Source organism: Labrenzia sp. THAF82 (assembly GCF_009363435.1).
Taxonomy (GTDB): Bacteria; Pseudomonadota; Alphaproteobacteria; order Rhizobiales; family Stappiaceae; genus Roseibium; species Roseibium porphyridii.
Map to the genome: position 1 here is coordinate 150,169 of NZ_CP045354.1, position 15,473 is coordinate 165,641.

At 56.1% G+C, this 15,473-nt stretch carries 15 protein-coding genes; 3 read left to right on the forward strand and 12 right to left on the reverse strand.

Annotated elements, in window-relative coordinates:
* Positions 1-65 precede the first annotated feature (65 nt).
* The 6 genes from nqrF to FIV00_RS00670 are packed head-to-tail and all read right to left on the reverse strand — an operon-like array spanning position 66 to position 5,922.
* Positions 66-1,286: an NADH:ubiquinone reductase (Na(+)-transporting) subunit F gene (gene nqrF, locus FIV00_RS00645; RefSeq protein ID WP_152499007.1), complete on the reverse strand. Its 1,221-nt coding sequence runs from the start codon at positions 1,284-1,286 to the stop codon at positions 66-68.
* A gap of 12 nt (positions 1,287-1,298) precedes the next feature.
* Positions 1,299-1,907: an NADH:ubiquinone reductase (Na(+)-transporting) subunit E gene (nqrE, locus tag FIV00_RS00650; RefSeq protein ID WP_152499008.1), complete on the reverse strand. Its 609-nt coding sequence runs from the start codon at positions 1,905-1,907 to the stop codon at positions 1,299-1,301.
* On the reverse strand, positions 1,907-2,560 hold the full coding sequence (locus FIV00_RS00655) for an NADH:ubiquinone reductase (Na(+)-transporting) subunit D (protein WP_152499009.1): 654 nt from the start codon (positions 2,558-2,560) through the stop codon (positions 1,907-1,909). The genes nqrE and FIV00_RS00655 overlap by 1 nt, the downstream gene beginning before the upstream one ends.
* Positions 2,560-3,384, reverse strand: coding sequence for a Na(+)-translocating NADH-quinone reductase subunit C (locus tag FIV00_RS00660; protein ID WP_152499010.1), 825 nt, complete (start codon positions 3,382-3,384; stop codon positions 2,560-2,562). The genes FIV00_RS00655 and FIV00_RS00660 overlap by 1 nt, the downstream gene beginning before the upstream one ends.
* A complete protein-coding gene (locus FIV00_RS00665) occupies positions 3,377-4,576 on the reverse strand; it encodes an NADH:ubiquinone reductase (Na(+)-transporting) subunit B (protein WP_152499011.1) in 1,200 nt (399 codons plus the stop codon). The genes FIV00_RS00660 and FIV00_RS00665 overlap by 8 nt, the downstream gene beginning before the upstream one ends.
* A 2-nt stretch (positions 4,577-4,578) precedes the next feature.
* Positions 4,579-5,922: a Na(+)-translocating NADH-quinone reductase subunit A gene (locus FIV00_RS00670; RefSeq protein WP_152499012.1), complete on the reverse strand. Its 1,344-nt coding sequence runs from the start codon at positions 5,920-5,922 to the stop codon at positions 4,579-4,581.
* Between the two features lie 214 nt (positions 5,923-6,136).
* Here FIV00_RS00670 and FIV00_RS00675 point away from each other — a divergent pair, with 214 nt between their 5' ends.
* From FIV00_RS00675 to FIV00_RS00690, 3 genes are all read left to right on the forward strand, one after another.
* Positions 6,137-7,132: an FAD:protein FMN transferase gene (locus FIV00_RS00675; protein ID WP_247649317.1), complete on the forward strand. Its 996-nt coding sequence runs from the start codon at positions 6,137-6,139 to the stop codon at positions 7,130-7,132.
* Positions 7,133-7,152: 20 nt separating this feature from the next.
* Entirely contained in the window at positions 7,153-7,383 is a 231-nt protein-coding gene (gene nqrM, locus FIV00_RS00680) for a (Na+)-NQR maturation NqrM (RefSeq protein WP_152499014.1), read from the forward strand.
* Between the two features lie 277 nt (positions 7,384-7,660).
* On the forward strand, positions 7,661-8,182 hold the full coding sequence (locus tag FIV00_RS00690) for a CBS domain-containing protein (protein ID WP_152499016.1): 522 nt from the start codon (positions 7,661-7,663) through the stop codon (positions 8,180-8,182).
* Positions 8,183-8,249: 67 nt separating this feature from the next.
* On the opposite strand, the gene FIV00_RS00695 is transcribed toward FIV00_RS00690, so the two are convergent.
* From FIV00_RS00695 to FIV00_RS00720, 6 genes are all read right to left on the reverse strand, one after another.
* Complete coding sequence (locus FIV00_RS00695; RefSeq protein ID WP_152499017.1) at positions 8,250-8,993, reverse strand: SDR family NAD(P)-dependent oxidoreductase; 744 nt, start codon at positions 8,991-8,993, stop codon at positions 8,250-8,252.
* Positions 8,994-9,081: 88 nt separating this feature from the next.
* Positions 9,082-10,509, reverse strand: a complete 1,428-nt coding sequence (locus FIV00_RS00700) for a carnitine 3-dehydrogenase (RefSeq protein ID WP_152499018.1) — start codon at positions 10,507-10,509, stop codon at positions 9,082-9,084.
* Positions 10,506-11,417, reverse strand: a complete 912-nt coding sequence (locus FIV00_RS00705; protein ID WP_152504053.1) for a 3-keto-5-aminohexanoate cleavage protein — start codon at positions 11,415-11,417, stop codon at positions 10,506-10,508. The genes FIV00_RS00700 and FIV00_RS00705 overlap by 4 nt, the downstream gene beginning before the upstream one ends.
* Positions 11,418-11,426: 9 nt before the next feature.
* Positions 11,427-12,212: a carnitinyl-CoA dehydratase gene (locus tag FIV00_RS00710; RefSeq protein ID WP_152499019.1), complete on the reverse strand. Its 786-nt coding sequence runs from the start codon at positions 12,210-12,212 to the stop codon at positions 11,427-11,429.
* Entirely contained in the window at positions 12,202-14,244 is a 2,043-nt protein-coding gene (locus FIV00_RS00715) for an acetate--CoA ligase family protein (RefSeq protein ID WP_209006756.1), read from the reverse strand. The genes FIV00_RS00710 and FIV00_RS00715 overlap by 11 nt, the downstream gene beginning before the upstream one ends.
* Positions 14,241-15,401 carry an acyl-CoA dehydrogenase family protein gene (locus FIV00_RS00720; RefSeq protein ID WP_152499021.1) on the reverse strand — a complete coding sequence of 387 codons (1,161 nt, stop codon included), beginning with the start codon at positions 15,399-15,401 and terminating at the stop codon, positions 14,241-14,243. The genes FIV00_RS00715 and FIV00_RS00720 overlap by 4 nt, the downstream gene beginning before the upstream one ends.
* Positions 15,402-15,473 lie beyond the last annotated feature (72 nt).

Genomic DNA, 15,473 nt, shown 5'->3' on the forward strand with positions numbered 1-15,473 from the left:
AAAGCCGGCCAAAACACAATTGGCCGGCTCTCATATTTTCTCGGACAATTCAGATCCACCTTGGATCAGCCGCCGAAGTCGTCGAGCATGATGTCTTCCCGATCCACACCCAGATCCAGCAACATATTGATGACGGACTGGTTCATGATCGGTGGCCCGCACATATAGAATTCACAGTCTTCCGGTGCCGGATGGTTCTTGAGATACTCGTCGAAGAGGACGTTGTGGATGAAGCCGGTATAGCCCTTCCAGTCGTCTTCCGGCAGCGCATCCGAGAGGGCCACGTGCCATTCGAAATTCGGGTTTTCGGCAGCAAGCGTGTCGAAGTCTTCAACAAAGAACATCTCTCGCTTCGAACGGGCGCCGTACCAGAAGCTAATCTTGCGCTTTGACTTCAGCCGCTTGAGCTGATCGAAAATGTGGCTGCGCATTGGTGCCATGCCGGCACCGCCCCCAACAAAGATCATTTCTTTTTCGGTCTCGCGGGCGAAGAACTCGCCGAAAGGACCGGAAATTGTGACTTTGTCGCCCGGTTTCAGGTTGAATATGTAACTCGACATTTTCCCGGGAGGGATGCCCTCCGATCCCGGCGGCGGTGAAGCCACACGGACGTTGAGCATGATCATGCCCTTTTCTTCCGGGTAATTTGCCATGGAGTAGGCGCGCTCGAGCGGCTCGTCGACAACGGATTCATATTGCCAGAGGTTGAAGCGGTCCCAGTCCTCCCGGTATTCGTCTTCAACGTCAAAATCCGTGTATTTAAGATGGTGCGAGGGCGCTTCGATCTGAATATATCCACCGGCGCGGAAATTGACGTCCTCGCCTTCGGGAAGCTCCAGCACAAGCGCCTTGATGAAGGTGGCAACATTCTCGTTCGAACGAACGGTACATTCCCATTTCTTGACCCCGAAGACTTCTTCGGGAACTTCGATCACCATGTCCTGCTTCACCGCCACCTGACATGACAGACGGTCACCGCAGGCCGCTTCGCGCTTGGTGATATGGCTTTCCTCCGTAGGCAGGATTGAACCGCCTCCGGAGAAAATCTTCACCCGGCACTGGGCACAAGTGCCACCGCCGCCGCATGCAGACGGCACGAAGAGTTTTTGCTCAGCCAGAGTTTGCAGCAGCTTGCCACCGGCCGGAACCGAAATGGTCTTTTCGCCGTTGATGCTGATGTTGACATTGCCCACAGAGACGAGCTTCGAGCGGGCGGCCAGAATGATCGTGACAAGCGCGAGCACGATCAGGGTAAAGAGCAGGATGCCTAATCCGAATGTTGCCACAAGGCGCTCCCGTTACAGTTTGACGCCGCTGAAAGACATGAAGGCAAGCGCCATCAGTCCGGCAGTGATGAAGGTGATGCCCAGGCCCTGCAGGCCGTCGGGAATGTCGGCGTATTTCAGCTTTTCCCGAACGCCGGCCATCGCGGTGATTGCCAGTGCCCAACCAAACCCGGAGGAGAGCCCGTAGGTGACCGATTCGGTAAAATCGTAGTCCCGCTCGACCATGAAGAGCGAGCCGCCAAGAATGGCACAGTTCACTGTAATGAGCGGCAGGAAGACGCCAAGAGCGTTGTAGAGCGGCGGGAAATACTTATCGAGCACCATTTCCAGGATCTGAACCAGCGCGGCGATCACCCCGATATAGGAAATCAGGCCGAGAAAGGTGAGGTCGACATCGCTGAAACCGGCCCAGGAAAGTGCTCCTGGGGCCAGCAGATATGTCAGGATCAGATTGTTCGCCGGAACCGTGATCGCCTGAACGATCATGACCGAAATTCCAAGGCCGATGGCCGTGGAGATTTTCTTGGAAACCGCGATGAACGTGCACATGCCGAGAAAGAACGACAAGGCAAGGTTTTCGACAAAGATCGCCTTTACGGCAAGAGAGACCAGCTGTTCCATCAGTGTGCGTCCACCACCTGGATCTTGTATTCACGCTCTTCAACCTGTTCAGGCTTCCAGGTCCGGAACGCCCAGATAAGCAGGCCGATGATGAAAAATGCGGACGGCGGCAAGAGCAGCATACCGTTGGGAACGTACCACCCATCATTGTTGACTGTTGGGAGCACCGTGATGCCGAACAGGCTGCCGGCGCCAAACAGTTCACGAATGAAGCCGACCAGCATCAGGATCAGGCCGTAACCCAGCCCGTTGCCCACACCATCGATGAAGGAGGCAACCGGTGGGTTTTTCATGGCGAATGCTTCCGCGCGGCCCATGACGATGCAGTTTGTGATGATCAGACCGACAAAGACGGACAGCGTCTTGGAGATTTCATAAGCATAGGCCTTGAGGACCTGGTCCACGACGATCACGAGCGACGCGATGATCACCATCTGGACGATGATCCGGATTGCACCCGGAATGTGGTTCCGCAGCATCGAAATAAACATTGAAGAAAACCCTGTCACCAGGGTCACCGCAATGGACATGACCAGCGCCACCTGAAGCGACGAGGTCACGGCAAGAGCTGAGCAGATGCCCAGAACCTGCAGCGTGATCGGATTGTTGTCGACCAACGGATCGATCAGCATGCTTCTCTTGGTCTGCGCCATCAGATCGCTCCTGCTTTTACATTGGCAAGGAAGGGGCCATAGCCATCTTCGCCCATCCAGAACCGCACAAGATTGTCCACACCGACCGAAGTCAGCGTCGCGCCTGCCAGCGCATCGACATGGTATTCCTCTCCCGCTGGCGGCGCTGTCTTGGCCACCGTGATCAGGAGATCGCCATTGTCATCCGTCAGTTTCTTGCCGCTCCACAAGGCTTTCCATCGCGGATTGTCCACCTCGGCGCCGAGCCCGGGGGTCTCTGCATGCTGATAGAACTGAAGGCCGAAAATATCGTTGCCGTTGGCTTCCAGTGCAACGAAACCATAAAGCGTCGACCAGAGCCCGTAGCCATGCACCGGAAGGATGATCTTGTCGATTGACTGGTCATCCTTGCGCAGCAGATAGATGGTCCGGAAATTCGATTGGCGGCCAATGCCTGCCGGGTCGTCCGTCAGCGCACGGCTGAGTTTGGGATCATCGGCGGCGGCAAGATCGTCGAATGTTGCGGGATCGAACTTGGTCGTGAATTCGCCCGTTGCCAAGTCAAGAACATGCGGCTCGAAGGCACTGAATGCTTCGGTTATGTTCTCACCTGGGGTGTAGACGCCAGCGACCTGCAAAATGTTGATCTGCTTGTCCCTGAGCTTGTTGACGTCCTGAATCGGACGCAAAGAGACGGCCGTTGCGGAGACGACCATCGATGCAACAAGACACAGTGTGACAGCAACAAAAACAGTCTTGGGAACGGAATCCGCCGGCATGTCCAGAAAACGCCGGACGAACCCTTTGTTTGGACGGTCGCCCTGTTGTCCGTTGTCTTCAGGCATTTCGTTTCGCCCTGCGTTTGATGTTCGCCTGCACCACAAAATAATCGATAAGCGGCGCAAAAACATTGCCGAACAAGATGGCCAGCATCATACCCTCCGGGAAAGCCGGATTGATAACCCTGATCATCACCACCATAAATCCGATCAAGGCCCCGTAGATATAGCGGCCGAGATTGGTGTGAGACGCGGACACCGGCTCTGTGACCATGAAGACCAGGCCGAACGCATACCCACCGACGACAAGATGCCAATACCAGGGCATTGCGAACATCGGATTGGTGTCCGAGCCGATCAGGTTGAGCAGCGTCGAAAAGGCTATCATCCCGCCCAGACAGCCGACAACGAGACGCCAATTGGCAATCTTGGTAATCAGCAGGAAGGCAAGACCTATCATGCAGGCAAGCGTGGATGTTTCGCCAATGCTGCCTTGTATGATGCCAATGAAGGAATCAAACCAGGTCATGCCATGCGCCGCGAGCTGCAGGTAACCGTCCGAAGCCCCCACTGACAAAGCCGTTGCACCTGAGAACCCGTCGACCGGTGTCCAGATCGTGTCACCGGACATTTGCGCCGGATAGGCGAAATAAAGGAAGGCACGACCCGTTAGCGCCGGATTGAGGAAGTTCTTGCCGGTTCCGCCAAACACTTCCTTGCCAATGACCACGCCGAAAGAGATCCCCAGCGCGACCTGCCAGAGCGGTGCGGAAGGCGGCAAGATCAGCGCATAGAGCATGGAAGTTACGAGAAAACCCTCGTTGACTTCATGCCCGCGCACCGTCGCGAAGATCACTTCCCAAATCCCGCCAACCACGAGCGTCGTGATGTAAATCGGCAGGAAATAGAGCAGACCGTGCATGAAGTTGGCAAAGGGGTTGGCCGGATTGAAGCCAATCCCGAGGGCCTCCATGATCCAGGCCCGCCAGCCGGTCGCATCATATATGGCAATGGCCGAATTGACCTGAAAGCCAACGTTGTAGAGCCCAACCAGAATGCATGGGATTGTAGCGATGACCACGTAGGTCATGATCCGCTTCATGTCGACATAAGAGCGGGCATGCGGCGCGGCGGTGGTGACCGTCTTCGGCGTATAGATGAAACTTTCCACCATCTCATAGACGGGGAAGAGCTTTTCGTATTTGCCGCCCTTAACGAAATAGGGCTCGATGCGGTCGAAGAAGCTGCGAAGGCCCAACTCTAGCCCTCCTTCTCAATTTTCGTGAGGCAGTCGCGCAAGGCAATGCCATATTCATATTTTGCCGGACAGGCAAATCCCACAAGTCCCAGATCTTCCTCGTCCAGTTCCAATGCGCCAAGCGCCTGAGCCTGATCGGTGTCCATCACCAGCAGCGCACGCAGCAACTGTGTCGGCAGGAAGTCCTGTGGCATCAGCTCTTCGAATGTGCCCAGGGGCACCATGGCTCTGCGGCCACCGTTCAAGTTTGAGGTCAACGCATAAAGTTTCTTGGAAAAGGCGGATCCTAGAACCGGCTGCAAGGCGTATTTCGATGGCATCGGACGGATCCAGCCCATCGGGATCTGTTTGTGGTCTTCCTCAATCAGAGTGATTTGCCGCGCGTAACGCCCCAGATACGCACTTGGCCCTTCGCCAAGGCGGCCGCTGAGGATGGAACCCGATATAAGTCGGACAGGATCATCCCCAGTGAGTTCGTTTTCCGACAACTCCACCATAGAAGCGCCGGTGACCGTGCGAATCAAACGAGGATTGCTGCACCGAGGACCGGAGAGGGCAACGACCCTTTCCGGGTCGTATTGACCTGTTTCAAGGAGACGGCCAATGGAAATCACGTCCTGGTAGCCAATCGTCCAGACGGCCTTTTCCGCTGTCGGCACATCCAGGAAGTGGATATGTGTTCCAGCCAATCCGGCCGGGTGAGGACCCGAAAACCCGACGGTTTCAACTCCTGCCACATCGTTACCGGGAACATTGGCGCCGGTCTCGCAGCACAGATAGGTGCGTCCATCGCTTAGTGACGCAACCGCCTCGAGACCTTTTGCGAAGGCTGCAGCCTTTTCAGAAAGAACCACTGCCGGATCCGGCGAAAGCGGCTCGGTATCCATTGCATTGACAAAAATCGCCGCCGGGCGTGCATCCGATGCCGGAACTTTCGAATATGGTCGCGTGCGGAAGGACGTCCAGAGTCCAGAGGTGCACAGACGCTCAACGAGACCTTCGCGAGTCGTCGCATCACCGATACCGGAAAAATCAACTGGCTCGGCCGCTGCCTTGTCGACCTCGATTTCGACACTGACAAGGACGCGGCGCGCACCGCGGTTGACGGCCTTTACTCGGCCGGATGCGGGCGACACGACCATCACGTCAGGTGTGTCCTTGTGGAAAAGCAGCGGTGCGCCGAGGGCGACCACATCACCTTCCTGAACAAGCAGTCTCGGCTTCAGACCAATGTAGTCCGCAGCAATGACCGCGACCGTGCTCGTTTCGCGAGTTTCGCTGATCTGTTGATCCGGTGCCCCCTGCACAGGTAGATCCAGACCTTTTTTGAGCTTATAGCTTTGCACGCATCTGGCCTCCAGAATTCGACAAAACGCGGTATCCTACGTTTTTGCGCCCGTAAAAAGGACTAATTTGCCAATTAGCTACATTTTTTTGTTGAATCGTACTCCAGAACCGATGAAAAGCGCCCATAGAAAGTCGGCAATCGCCGCAAGTGACCGATCGGAGGCTGTTATCGTGCCAACTCACATCAAATTCTCCCGACGGGGTTTCATCCTGATGTCGCTCACTACTCTTGCTGCCTGTAAGGGCGGTTTGGAGGTCGTTGAGCTGACGGGATCAACGATGGGTACGAACTACTCGGTGACGGCTCTAGACCATGATCGCGCTGTCGACAAGGACGAGTTGCAACGCGCAATCGAAAACAGCCTGTTGAACGTAAACGCCCAAATGTCGAACTGGGATCCCAAATCCGAGGTTTCCCGTTTCAATTCCCTGACTTCAACGCAGCCTTTGACCGTGTCAAAGGATCTGGCAATGGTCGTTCAGGCTGCCAAGGACGTCAATCAGGCAAGCAGCGGCCAATTTGATATCACGTTGGGACCTGTCATCGAGGCATGGGGTTTTGGCGCTGAAGGTGGTCACAAGAATACGCAACCCGACCCGGACAAGCTTGCCAAAGCAGTTGAAGCTGCAGGCAAGAGCCAGGCGTTGCACGTTGACGGAAACCAGCTCAGCAAAAGCGATCCAGCAGCGCGTATCTACCTGCCCTCCATCGGCAAGGGCTATGGGGTCGACCAGATGGCAAAGGTTGTCAGGAGCTTCGGACTGACCGATTTCATGGTTGAAATCGGCGGCGACCTCTATGTTTCCGGCCGCAACGCGGACGGCCTGGATTGGCAAATCGGCATCGAATCACCTGATGCGCACAACCGCCAAGCCTACAAAATCGCCAGCGTTTCCAATCTTGGCATGGCAACTTCCGGCGACTACAGAAATTACTTCGAACAGGATGGCGTGCGCTATTCACACATCCTGGATGCGCACAGCGGCCGTCCGATCACGCATCGGACTGCCTCGGTGACGGTTCTTGCCGAAAACACGATGCTTGCCGATGCCTGGTCCACCGCTATGTTGGCACTAGGGACCGAGCGCGGTCTTGAACTTGCGAATCAGCGTGACCTCGCCGTCATGTTCATTGATCGTGGCAGTGACGCGGATGACGGGAACTTCATCGCAACCACAAGCAATCGCTTTACCGCATTGCAGGCATAACATCTGATCGGGCCAAGACCTTGCTGACCTTTGTTTTAGCGTTTGTGTTGCTGATTACCGTCATCGTCGGCATGGCGATTGGCGTAATTTTCTCTGGCAAGACAATCAAGGGCAGCTGCGGCGGACTGAATGCGATCGCCGACGCGGATCACTGTCTGGTCTGCAACAAGGAAATCGATCCGAACAGTCCACTCAGAGAACGTCTGGCTTGCCCGAGGGCTCGCAAGATGTTGGCAAACAAGGAAGCCTGACACAAGACCTCAAGTGTCAGGCTGAGACCGGAATAAAAGCCACGATCGCTAGGCAAGTCGCCGCGACTATTCCAAACAACCACAATTTCCATCGCGGTCCTTCTTTCACCCAGACACGGCGGTACTGGTACCCCGCGAGGCATGCCAGTACGAAAAAAATCGTCGCGGTCATGGGTGTTAGAAACAAATCTTGCAATTGAAGAGTTCCTTAGGCCGATTTGTTTCGGTTAGGCTGTGTCATGCGTTATTGCCGGACCCACAGGAAGGAGCCAATCTCATGCCAAGCTCTTATCAGGCCCCGAGCCGAAAAGACAAGCAGCAGGCTACGACACATAGCCAGTCCTCCAGTACAAACACCACCAAGGAAACGGCGACCGTCGGCAAAATACTTGCGTCAAAAGGCAACGACCTCTTCGCGCTTCGTCCGCAAAACACACTGCATGAAGCCGTCGAGATGTTGCGCGACAAGCGAATCGGCGCGTTGGTGGTAAAGAACTCCGAAGGCGGCCTGCAAGGCATTTTGTCTGAGCGCGACATCGTCCGAAAGCTGGCGGAAACCCCCGGTCAAACGCTCGCTCAAAAGGTTGAGGATGTCATGACCACCAATGTGGAAGTCTGCCACCCTGACGACGCCTTGATAACTGTCCTGCGCAAGATGACGGAGGGACGCTTCAGGCATATGCCGGTAATCGACGACGGCAATCTCGTCGGCATTGTGACCATTGGGGACGTCGTCAACTACAGGCTGAACGAGCTCGAATACGAGGCGCTTCAACTAAAACAACTCATTGTCGGCTAGGAACCGCCTTCAAAAACAAAGTCGAGTTGCGGCGTAAGGAAGAGACGCGCCGCAGCCTGAAACTTTGTTAAAGCGCGAGTACGCCGCCATCGACAGCGATCGCCTGACCGGTCAGATACGAATTGGCAGGCCGTAGCAGCGACAGCATCGTTTCCACTATTTCGACCGGCTCGCCGAGCCGCTTCATCGGTACACCTGCCGCCAGAAAGTCCTCATGGTCTGCAAAACCGCTTTCGGTCATTAGCGGCGTCGGGCTGAAAAACGGGCATACAGCGTTGATACGGACGTTGCGGCGCGCGAACTCAACAGCGGCGGTTCGCGTCAGTCCGACGACCGCATGTTTGGACGCCGCATATGCCGAAAGCTTCGGAGCAGCGCTCAATCCTGCGACCGAGGCCACATTCAAGATCGCCCCTCCCTGGTCGAGCATCAAAGGGATCTGGTGCTTCATTCCAAAGAAAACGCCCTTGGCATTGACCGAATAGCATCGGTCGAATTCCTCTTCGCTCGTTTCCAGAAGACTTTTCATGGGTGGAGCAAATCCGGCATTGTTAACTGCAAGATCCAAACCACCGAATGTGTCGCGTGCCAGCGCACACAGAGCCTTAACGTCCTCTTCCTGCGAGACATCGCAGCGCACGAACCTATCGGCGCCGGTCAGACTTGTGGCAACATCGCGAAGACGTACGTTATCAATGTCGCCCAGGACCAACTCGGCACCTTGTGCCGATAGTTTTTCTGAAAGCAGCTTGCCAAACCCGCTGGCTGCGCCGGTGATGAGTACCCTCTTTCCAGCAAACTCGGATGTCATCTGGTGTTCCTGACTGTTGCGCGCCGCTCAGTCGGACAGCAGATGCATCGGAATGCAAGGATAAATCATTCAGAGCCAGTGAGCAGCGCTATCCAACCTGGCTTCGTTGTCCCACATAGCGACCTGCACCTTCCGGCAGCGGCAGGTTCTTGTGCTTTGCTGCAAATGTCCCCAGCCTGGAGGCGACACTCGCTCCAGGAGGGCAACTCGACCGTGAGTTCAGATCAACGTGAAGCAGCAATGTTTCCATAGTCGCCGCGAGCTTGCCGTCCACGTTTTTCAGAAAGTGAAACAACTTCATTTTCTTGCCTTCGCCCTCAAGAACCTGTGTCGTGATGATGAGGCGCTCACCCTCTTTCAGCTCGTCCAGATATCGAAGGTGATTCTCAACGGTAAAGTAGCTCTGCCCAGCGGCGAAGTAGTCGGCATCTGCTCCAATCAGCTCCATAAAACGGTCTGTGGCTGCCGCGCCCGCTTCCAGATAGTACGCCTCGTTCATGTGACCATTGTAGTCGGTCCAGCTCTGCGGGATTTGCCGGTCACCCGTGATCGGAAGCGTTGCGGATACTGATTGCGGCAATGCGCTTTCGTGAGAAGAAATGACCCCTCCCGCACCGCTTCCGCTTTTCTTCAAGCTCCGCAGCAAACCAACGAGATTGTCGTCCCGCAGCCGCTCCAACTCGCGGATCGACATATGCCCGGACTGAGTGTCGGATTGACCTGCGATCAGATCGACAAGGTCCTCCGTGAATTCCGGAACATCCATCAATTTTGTCCAGGGCCACTCCAGCGCGGGTCCGAATTGAGCCATGAAATGCTTCATGCCGGCTTCTCCTCCCGCAACCCGATAGGTTTCAAAGAGCCCCATCTGCGCCCAGCGCAAGCCAAAACCCATACGGATGGCTTCGTCGATTTCCGCAGTTGTCGCAATCCCGTCCTTTACGAGCCAAAGGCTTTCCCGCCAGACAGCCTCCAACAATCGATCGGCAATGTGGGCTTCAATTTCCTTGCGAACGATCAGCGGGAACATGCCAATGTCGCGCAGGATGTTTGCCGCCCGTTCTGTTTCGGACTTCTCGCCAACGAGTTCCACCAGCGGCAACAGGTAAACCGGATTGAACGGATGAGCGACAATTGCGCGGCCGCCATCGCGGTTCAGCTCAGACGGTTTGAAGCCAGACGTTGAGGATCCGATGACCGCATCCGACTGAGCAAGGTCCGTCAGATTTCCAAGCACCTTGTGTTTCAACTCCAGCCGCTCCGGGACGCTTTCCTGTATCCAGGCAGCGCCCTGAACGGCGTCGCTGAGACTTGCGTGAAATATCAGTTGCCCTTCTTCGGGCAGAGATCTGTCATAAAGAGAGGGAAGACTGCGGCGGGCATTCTCGATCACTTCGCCGATTTTGCGTTGAGCTTCCCGATCCGGGTCGAACACGGCAACGTCCCAGCCGTTGAGCAGAAAACGCGCAGCCCAACCGCCACCGATGACGCCACCTCCAACGATTGCGGCCTTCATGCCGGTACCCTCAGTGTCAGGTCCAATCTGTCCCGCACCTCGGCAGGTCCGATCAATCTAGCGCCCATGCCTTCAATGACGGCCGCAGCCTTTTCAACCAGTTGAGCATTGGTTGCCAGAACACCCTTTTCCAGAAAGAGATTGTCTTCAAGCCCAACGCGCACATTTCCGCCAGCCAGCACAGAAGCTGCAGCAAACGGCATCTGGTCGCGGCCGAGGCTGAATGCGGACCAGGACCAGTCTTTGGGGATCGCGTTGACCATGGCCATAAATGTATTCAGATCATTGGGAGCGCCCCACGGCACACCCATACAAAGTTGCACCAGAGCCGGTGACGTCAGCGTTCCTTCTTCAACCAGTTGCTTGGCAAACCACAAGTGACCCGTGTCAAAAGCCTCGATTTCCGGCTTCACGCCCAATTCCGTCATCATGGAACCCATGGCACGCAGCATGCCGGGCGTGTTTGTCATGACATAGTCGGCTTCGGCAAAGTTCATCGTGCCGCAGTCAAGTGTGCAGATTTCCGGCAAACATTCCCTGATATGGGCCATCCGTTCCGCAGCACCGATCATGTCGGTTGCTTCTGCATTGACCGGAAAAGGCGCTTCAGTTGAACCGAATACAATGTCGCCACCCATTCCGGCGGTCAGGTTGAGTACGACATCCACCTCAGCAGAGCGAATGCGGTCCGTCACTTCCCGGTAAAGATCCAGCCGCCGGGAGGGCGCTCCTGTTTCCGGGTCCCGGACATGACAATGGACAATTGCCGCCCCTGCCCTGGCAGCGTCAATTGCGCTTTCAGCAATCTGAGCAGGGCTGCGAGGGACATGAGGTGATTTGTCTTGCGTGCCGCCGGATCCGGTTACCGCGCAGGTGATGAAAACCTCGCGATTCATTTGCAATGGCATCATGGTCTCCTAACGGCCCTTCCAGACCGGATCTCGTTTTTCGGCAAAGGCACGTGCGCCTTCCTTCTGGTCGTCGGACCGGTAGAGTGTCTCAACCGTTTCAAACTGACTTCCGGTGATGCGGTTCAGCGCGTCCTGAAATTTCATGTCTTCTGCTTCGCGCACGACTTCCTTGATTGCTGCGTAGACAAGGGGCGGACCGGATGCCAGGAGTTCAGCAAGCTTTCGCGCCTCGTTCATCAGATCGTCTGCGGGATAGATGTGATTGATCAGACCCCAACGTGCGGCTTCTTCCGCATCCAACCATCGACCGGTGAACAGCATTTCCATGGCAATGTGGTAGGGGATGCGTTTCGGCAATTTGATACTGGCCGCATCCGCGACCGTACCGGAGCGAATTTCCGGAAGGGCAAAGGTTGCGTGACCCGCAGCAAGGATGATGTCAGCGGAAAGCGCCAGTTCCAGACCACCGCCACAGCAGATGCCATTGACCGCGGCGATCACGGGCTTGTTCAGGCCGCGCAATTCCTGAAGGCCACCGAACCCACCCTTGCCATAGTCACCGTCGACCGCATCGCCGTCCGCCGCAGCCTTGAGATCCCAGCCGGGACAGAAGAACTTTTCGCCAGCGCCTGTGACAATGGCCACCCTCAACTCCGGATCATCACGAAACTCCGTGAAGACGTCGCCCATGATCCGGCTGGTGGCAAGGTCGATGGCGTTTGCCTTGGGCCGGTCGAGTGTCACTTCAAGAACATGTCCGCCCTTGCGGACCTTGATCGGTTCATCGTTCATATTCCGCTCCACACTTGATCAACGCATCGGCCGCGATGGCAAAGTCCTCTCCGCACAACAACGGATTGATTTCAACTTCCTCGCTCGGCACAGATGACACAAAGGCCTGCACTGCCATGACGGCAGAAATGATCGCTGGAAAATCGCACGCCTGCCTGCCCCGGTACCCCGCCAAAACCTTGCCGATCTTCAAGGAGCCAAGTGCCGCCTCAATCTCCGCGGGGTTGGTCGGCAATATCAAGGAGACACTGTCATCAAGCAGTTCGGTCAGGATGCCACCGGCACCGAGCGTCAAAACATATCCGTGGGCCGGGTCCTGAACGACACCCACTAGCAGTTCGGCAAGCGCGTCCGAAACCATTTCCTCAACCAGCAGAGATGATGCCGGCATTCCGATGGCTGCCTCTTTCACGTCATCCAACGAACCAAGGTTGAGAGCAACGGCTCCCGCTTCGGTTTTGTGAGCGAAACCTGTGGCCTTCAAAACAACTGGCAAGCCGATTGATTGGGCTGCTTCGACAGCCTGCTGGCAAGAGTGTGCAAGGCGTCTCTTCGGTGCCTGGAGGCCATACGCAGAAAGTACGTCCTTTGCACTGTGTTCCGTCAACGTGATTGTTTCACCGAGGGATTCAGGCACCAGAATGTCATTTTCCGGAAGCGTTCGATTGCAGGAAGCAACAGCGCCAATCGCTTCGAGCGCTTCCGACATGCCGCACAAGGGCACAATGTTCCGATTGACAAGATCGCGTGCAATTGTTTCAGGCAAAGTTTCTGACAGTGAGCTTAAGACAGCTATTGGTTTGCCGCTTTGTTTGGCGGCGATTTCGATCGCGTCGATCACCTTGAGCCACTCTTCGGCCGAACAACGGTCCTGTCGCGGGAAATCAAGCACGACGATGCCCAAAGACGCCGAACCAGACATCATAGCGCCAAATGTGCGGCTCATGGCATCGACGTCGCCCCAAATGTAAGTGTGGTAGTCGAGAGGATTCGCTAGAGCAACCTTGGGACCGAGCACACTGCGAAGAAGATCTGTCTGGGTTTCGGTCAGATCCGGAAACCGGATAGATCGGTCATTGGCCGTATCTGCCATCAGACTGGCCTCTCCACCTGAACAGGACATGGACGCCAATTCCGCACTCGGAAGCGCGCCGGTCACATGCACCAGTTTCAAAGCCTCCAGCAACACCGGCAAGCTGCTGACCTCGGCGATGCCAAGCCGTTTGAAAAGGGCCGAGGAGCCGGCCGCACTCCCCGCGATTGCAGCCGTATGAGAAATCGCGGCGCGGCGCGCCTGTTCCGACTTTCCAACTTTAAGGGCAACTATCGGCTTCCCCATTGAATTGGCTCTGCGTGCCAAACGTTCAAAATGGCCAAGGTCACCAATTCCTTCAATGTGCAGACCGAGCGCAGTCACCCGGTCATCCTCCAGGAGTGCTTCGCAGATCTGTGACATGTCCGTTTGGGCCTGATTGCCTACCGTGACCAGGTAGGAAATCGGCAGACCCCTGGCCTGCATCGTCAGATTCAGGGCGATATTGGAAGACTGAGAGACAATTGCGACCCCGCGGTCGACTGTTTCAAGACCATGTTGGTCCGGCCAGAGAGCAGCACCATCGAGCGCGTTGATAAAGCCATAACAGTTGGGGCCCAGAATCGGCATGTCGCCTGCCGCCTCAACAAGTGCGGACTGAAGATCGGCTCCGTCGGACAACTCGGCTGCCGCTTCCTGAAAGCCTGATGCAAAACAGACCGCTCCACCGGCGCTCATGGCCGCAAGTTCTCTGACGATGTCAACTGTCGCATTCCGATTGACACCAATGTAGACGGCGTCAGGGACCGTCGGCAATCTGTTCAGCGAGGGCATCGTGGCGCATCCCGCGATCTCCGCGCGCGTTGGATGAACGGCCCAGAGTTCGCCATCGAAGCCGAATTTCCGGCATTCACGAACCACGTTTTCACACCAGCTGCCTCCGCCGATCACGGCAATGGATTTCGGGCGCAACAGGCGTTCAAGCGTGCGCATCTTCAAGCTCCAAGGGGGCGGAAGAGATCACGACTGATAATGTGACGCTGGATTTCGCTGGTGCCGTCCCAAATTCGCTCGACGCGTGCATCTCGCCAGAAACGTTCGATCGGAAAGTCATCCATGAGGCCCATGCCACCATGGATCTGAAGCGTTGCGTCCGTAACCCTTGCCAGCATTTCCGTTGCATAGAGCTTCGCGCTTGCGATCTCCCTGTTTGCCGGAAGGCCTTCGTCCAGCCGCCAGGCACCTGCCAGTGTCAACCAGTCGGCCGCATCGATTTCCGTGATCATGTCCGCGATCTGAAAGCTGACACCTTGAAATTTTGCGATCTGCTGACCGAACTGCCTTCGGTCGACAGCATAGGAAACGGCATGGTCGAAACAGCGCCGCGCCCTGCCGACACTCATGGCCGCAACTGTTAACCGCGTGGCGTAGAGCCATTCATTCATGACCTCAAAACCACCATCGACCCTGCCGAGCACCTGGGCATCCGGCAACCGGCAGCCATCGAAATAGAGACTGTAATTCTTATAGCCGCGATGGCTGACGGACTTGTAACCGTCCCGGACTTCAAAACCTGGCGTGTCCCTATCGACCAGAAAGCACGTGATGCGCTTTTTCGGACCCTTGTCGGTCTCGTCGATCCCCGTTGCAACGAACACGATAAAGAAATCGGCATGTTCCGCGCCGGATATGAAGTGCTTGGAACCGGTGACGACCCAGTCACCACCCTTACGCACCGCCTGACATTTCATCCCGCGGACGTCTGATCCGGCGTCCGGTTCGGTCATGGCGAGGGCGTCCATTTTCTGACCCCGCACGGCGGGCAACAGATAGCGCTCCCTCTGGTCGCCTTCACAGGCCATCAAAATGTTCTGCGGACGGCCGAAGAAGTGTGTCAGCGCCATCGACCCGCGACCAAGTTCACGCTCCACAAGCGTGAAATCCATGTGGCTCAGGCCGGCGCCGCCAACCTCTTCCGGGAAATTGCAGGCGTAAAATCCAAGATCCAGACACTTGTGCTTGATCTCTTCACCCAGTTCCAGCGGCACGTCACCGGTCTGCTCCACCAGTTGCTCGTGAGGATAGATTTCGTTTTCGACGAATGACCTGACCGTAGAAACGATCATGTCCTGTTCTTCGCTCAAACCAAATTGCATGCGGCTGCTCCTGTTGCGCCAAGGCAGACAGCATGAGACAACACAATCTGAAAAATCGTGCTGTTTTGGAAT